The sequence below is a fragment of the Microbacterium sp. UBA3394 genome, from assembly GCF_002358725.1.
Lineage (GTDB): Bacteria > Actinomycetota > Actinomycetes > Actinomycetales > Microbacteriaceae > Microbacterium > Microbacterium luteum.
In genome coordinates this window covers 1-4,362 of record NZ_DEPK01000268.1, presented here as the reverse complement: position 1 = coordinate 4,362, position 4,362 = coordinate 1, and the positions used below count along the sequence as shown (strand labels likewise).

Annotated in this window: 4 protein-coding genes, 1 tRNA gene and 1 pseudogene; 4 read left to right on the top strand and 2 right to left on the bottom strand. The window is 69.9% G+C overall.

Annotated features, from left to right (window positions below; translation table 11 throughout):
- Position 1: 1 nt before the first annotated feature.
- Positions 2–87: transfer RNA gene (locus B4E30_RS15635), tRNA-Leu, on the bottom strand.
- Positions 88–207: 120 nt separating this feature from the next.
- On the opposite strand from B4E30_RS15635, the gene B4E30_RS15630 reads away from it, so the two are divergent.
- The gene (locus B4E30_RS15630; protein ID WP_286796126.1) at positions 208–1,509 is read left to right on the top strand and encodes a M20/M25/M40 family metallo-hydrolase; all 1,302 of its coding nucleotides are present in this window, start codon (positions 208–210) and stop codon (positions 1,507–1,509) included.
- 20 nt (positions 1,510–1,529) lie between these two features.
- Entirely contained in the window at positions 1,530–2,357 is an 828-nt protein-coding gene (locus B4E30_RS15625) for an undecaprenyl-diphosphate phosphatase (protein ID WP_071043545.1), read from the top strand.
- Between the two features lie 22 nt (positions 2,358–2,379).
- On the opposite strand, the gene B4E30_RS15620 is transcribed toward B4E30_RS15625, so the two are convergent.
- Positions 2,380–3,240, bottom strand: coding sequence for a PAC2 family protein (locus tag B4E30_RS15620; RefSeq protein ID WP_071043544.1), 861 nt, complete (start codon positions 3,238–3,240; stop codon positions 2,380–2,382).
- A 119-nt stretch (positions 3,241–3,359) separates the two neighbouring features.
- Between B4E30_RS15620 and B4E30_RS15615 the strand changes: the two genes are divergently transcribed.
- Positions 3,360–4,043: an HAD family hydrolase gene (locus B4E30_RS15615; RefSeq protein WP_071043543.1), complete on the top strand. Its 684-nt coding sequence runs from the start codon at positions 3,360–3,362 to the stop codon at positions 4,041–4,043.
- A pseudogene (locus tag B4E30_RS15610) lies at positions 4,040–4,362 on the top strand (tRNA (adenine-N1)-methyltransferase); the annotation flags it as partial. The gene B4E30_RS15615 and the pseudogene B4E30_RS15610, both read left to right, overlap by 4 nt.

Below are 4,362 nucleotides of genomic sequence, written 5' to 3'. Positions count from 1 at the left end.
GTGCGCGAGGGGGGACTTGAACCCCCACGCCCTAATACGGGCACTAGCACCTCAAGCTAGCGCGTCTACCTATTCCGCCACCCGCGCAGGTGGTCGGCAGCTTTCGCAACCGAGGGTCGAGCCTAGCACGTTCCGCACCGAACGCCCTACCCGCGGTGGTCCCGCGCGTGTCCGAGCGACGCGTCCCGGCCCGGTAGCCTGGTGCGCATGCCGGCGACCCCCTCCGACCTCCCCGAGGTCGCACGCGTGGCGCGTGACCTCATCCGCTTCGACACGACCAACCACGGCGGCGGAAATGCGGCGGGGGAGCGGGAGGCGGCCGAATACGTCGGCTCCTACCTGGAAGATCTCGGCCTGGCCGTCGACTACTACGAGCCCATCCCGCGGCGCACCAACGTGCACGCGCGGATCCGGGGCCGCAATCCAGACCGGCCGGCACTCGTGCTCCACGGTCACCTCGACGTCGTTCCCGCCATCGCCGAGGACTGGTCGGTCGACCCGTTCGCCGGCGAGATCCGCGACGGGATGCTGTGGGGGCGCGGCGCGGTGGACATGAAGGACATGGACGCCATGATCCTCACGGCCGTAGCCGACATGGCGCGTGCGGGGGAGCAGCCCGACCGCGACATCGTGCTGGCGTTCTTCGCCGACGAGGAGAACGGCGGCATCGAGGGCTCCTCCCTCGTCGTGCGGGACCGCCCGGAATGGTTCGCCGGCGCGAACGAGGCGATCAGCGAAGTCGGCGGCTACTCGATCCACGTCGGTGAGCGGCGTGCCTATCTGCTGCAGGTGGGGGAGAAGGCCCTGGTCTGGATCCGGCTGGTCGCGACCGGACGCGCCGCGCACGGCTCGAGCGTGCACGACGACAACGCCGTCACGCGGCTGGGCGAGGCGGTCGTCGCCCTCGGACGCACTGAGTGGCCGGTGCACCTCACGGACACGACACGGGAGTTCACCCGCATGCTGGGCGAGCTGACCGGCGCCGCCGGGGACGACGCCGACAGTCTCGCGCGGCGCACCGGGCCGGCCGCGGGATTCCTGCGCTCGACGCTGCGCACGACGACCAACCCGACGGGGCTCACCGCCGGCTACAAGCACAACGTCATCCCCGACCGCGCCGAAGCGCTCATCGACGTGCGGGTGCTGCCCGGCACGGAGGATGCGGCACTGGCCGACATCCAGCGGATCGTCGGCGACGACGTGGCCGTCGACGTGGTCCACTCCGACATCGGGCTCGAGGTGCCCTTCGCCGGCGACCTGATCGATGCGATGGTCGCGGCGCTGGCTCGCCACGACCCTGGCGTGCCGGTAATCCCGTACCTCATGGGCGGCGGCACCGACAACAAAGCACTGGCGTCCCTCGGGATCGCCGGATACGGGTTCGCGCCGCTGCGACTTCCCGCTGATCTCGACTTCACCGGAATGTTCCACGGTGTCGACGAGCGGGTGCCGGTCGAATCGCTCGTGTTCGGCCAGCGCGTGCTCGGCGACCTGCTGCGCACCTGCTGACTTCACCGAAAGGCCACCCCATGCAACTGCTCGAGGCGATCGTGCTCGGCCTCGTGCAGGGACTCACCGAGTTCCTGCCCGTGTCCTCGAGCGCCCATCTGCGCATCCTCGGCGAGTTCCTGCCCACCGCCGAGGACCCCGGTGCCGCCTTCACCGCGATCACGCAGATCGGCACCGAAGCGGCCGTCGTGGTCTTCTTCTGGCGTGACATCGTGCGCATCATCCGAAACTGGTTCCTCGCCCTGTTCGGCCGCATTCCCCGGAACGACCCCGATGCGCGGATGGGGTGGCTGATCATCGTCGGAAGCATCCCGATCGTCGTGCTGGGCCTGCTCTTCCAGGATCAGATCGAGACCACGTTCCGCTCGCTGTGGATCATCGCCGCGATGCTGATCTTCTTCGGCGTTCTGCTCGGCATCGCCGATCACGTCGGGGCGAAGCGTCGTTCTCTGAACGATCTCACCGTCGGCCACGGCGTCGTCTACGGATTCGCGCAGAGCCTGGCGCTCATCCCGGGCGTCTCCCGATCCGGCGGCACCATCACGGCGGGACTGTTCATGGGCTACGAACGCGCCGCCGCGGCGCGATACGCGTTCCTGCTCGCGATCCCGGCCGTGTTCGGCAGCGGCTTCTACCAGCTGTTCAAGAGCTGGGACGAGCCCGGGGTGTTCTCCCTCGGCGAGACGGCCCTGGCGACGGTGGTCGCCTTCGTCGTGGCTCTCGCCGTGATCGCCTTCTTCATGCGGTGGATCTCACGGCACAGCTTCCTGCCGTTCGTGCTCTACCGCGTCGCGCTCGGCACCGTCCTCATCGTGCTGCTGAGCCTCGGCGTCATCGACGCGTACTGACCCGGGCCCCCGCGAGAGGGGATCAGCGCCGGTCGTCGCGGCCGGGCTTGGACGGACCGTCGCCGCGCCGCCGCAGATACTGCTCGAACTCCTGGGCGATCGCGTCACCCGAGGCCTCGGGGGAATCGACGGTGTCGCGGTTCTCCTCGAGCTGTCGGATGTACTCCGTCATCTCCTCGTCGTCGGCGGCGGCCGCGTCGATGGTCGCCTCCCACGCGATCGCCTCGGTCGCGAGGCTGCCGCGACCGACGGGGATGCCGGTGAGCGACTCGAGTCGGTCCAGCAGAGCCAGTGATGCCTTCGGGGACGGCGTGTGGCCCGCAACGTAGTGCGGCACGCTCGCCCACAGGCTCGCGGTGGGGATGCCCGCCGCGTCGGCGGCATGTCCCAGCACGGACAGGATGCCCACCGGTCCTTCGTAGCTGCCGCGTTCGAGTCCGAGCGTCTCGCGCACCTGATCGTTCTCGCTGCCGGCGAAGACCGAGATCGGGCGCGTGTGCGGGACATCCGACATCATCGACCCCAGCGACACGAAGCCGGTGATGTCTTCGCGCAGGGCCACGTCGATGAACTCCGCACTGAACGCCTGCCACGCACGAGCGGGCTCGACCCCGGTCAGCAGCCAGAGCTCGGTGTCGCCCTGCGGCTCGGTCGGACGGAGAACCGTCGCCTCCGGCCAGGTGAGACGGCGGTGTCCCTCGGCGTCGGCGACCAGATGCGGCCTGGTGTACTGGTAGTCGAAGTACAGCTCCGGGTCGACGGAGAACACCGGTTCGTAGTCGCCGGAGCCCTTCACGTGCGCAAGCGCGGCGGATGCGGCCTCGCCGGCGTCGTTCCACCCGTCGAACGCGGCGACCAGCACGCGGCGTCCCAGTGCGTCCACACAACCTCCCCGATCGGTCCCTCCAGGATAGGCACGCTCCGCGCGCACGGGCGCAGCGGCAGGCGCGGGCGACCCCGATCCGGGCGGTGGGCGGGACGCCGGGTGCGTAGCATGGGCGGGTGAATTCTCCGCGCATCGCCGCCGTCCTGTGGGACATGGATGGAACCCTCGTCGACACCGAGCCGTACTGGATGGCCGCCGAGACACCGCTCATCGAGAGCTTCGGGGGCACCTGGTCCCACGAGCAGGCGCTGCAGCTGGTGGGACTCGCGCTGGAGGATTCCGCGGGCATCCTGCAGTCGGCTGGCGTGCGCATGAGCAAGGGCGACATCGTCGACCACCTGACCTCCGAGGTCATGTCGCAGCTTTCGCAGAAGGGCGTGCCGTTCCGGCCCGGCGCGAAGGAGCTGCTGCGGAGTCTGCGTGCGGCCGGCATCAAGACGGCGCTCGTGACGATGTCCATGCGTCGCATGGCCGACCACGTGGTGTCGCTCATCGATTTCGACGCGTTCGACGTCATCGTCGGCGGCGACGACGTCGCGCGGCCCAAGCCGTATCCCGATCCCTATCTCCAGGCCTGCGAGGCCCTCGGTGTGTCACCGCTGGACGCCGTGGCGGTCGAGGACTCGCCGACCGGCGTGCGCGCCGCCGCTGCTTCCGGGGCGGTGACGCTCGGCGTGCCCCTCATGGTGTCGCTCGAGGGCGTCGGCGCCCACGAGCTCTGGCCGACGCTCGCCGATCGCACCGCCGACGACCTCGCCGCCCTGCACGCGGCGCACCGCACCGCGGAGGAGAACCGATGACCGCCGCACGCCCGAGCGGCCCCTTCCGGGTCGGCGACCGTGTTCAGCTGACCGGTCCGAAGGGACGCCTCCACACGATCACCCTGCGTCAGGACGGCGAGCTGCACACCCACCACGGCGTGCTGCGGCACACGTCGCTGATCGGTCAGCCCGACGGGTCGGTCGTCACCGGCAGCGGCGGTCACGAGTATCTTGCGCTTCGTCCGCTGCTGCGCGATTTCGTGATGTCGATGCCGCGCGGCGCGGCGATCGTCTACCCGAAGGACGCCGCGCAGATCCTGGCGGAGGCGGATGTGTTCCCGGGGGCGCGCGTCGTCGA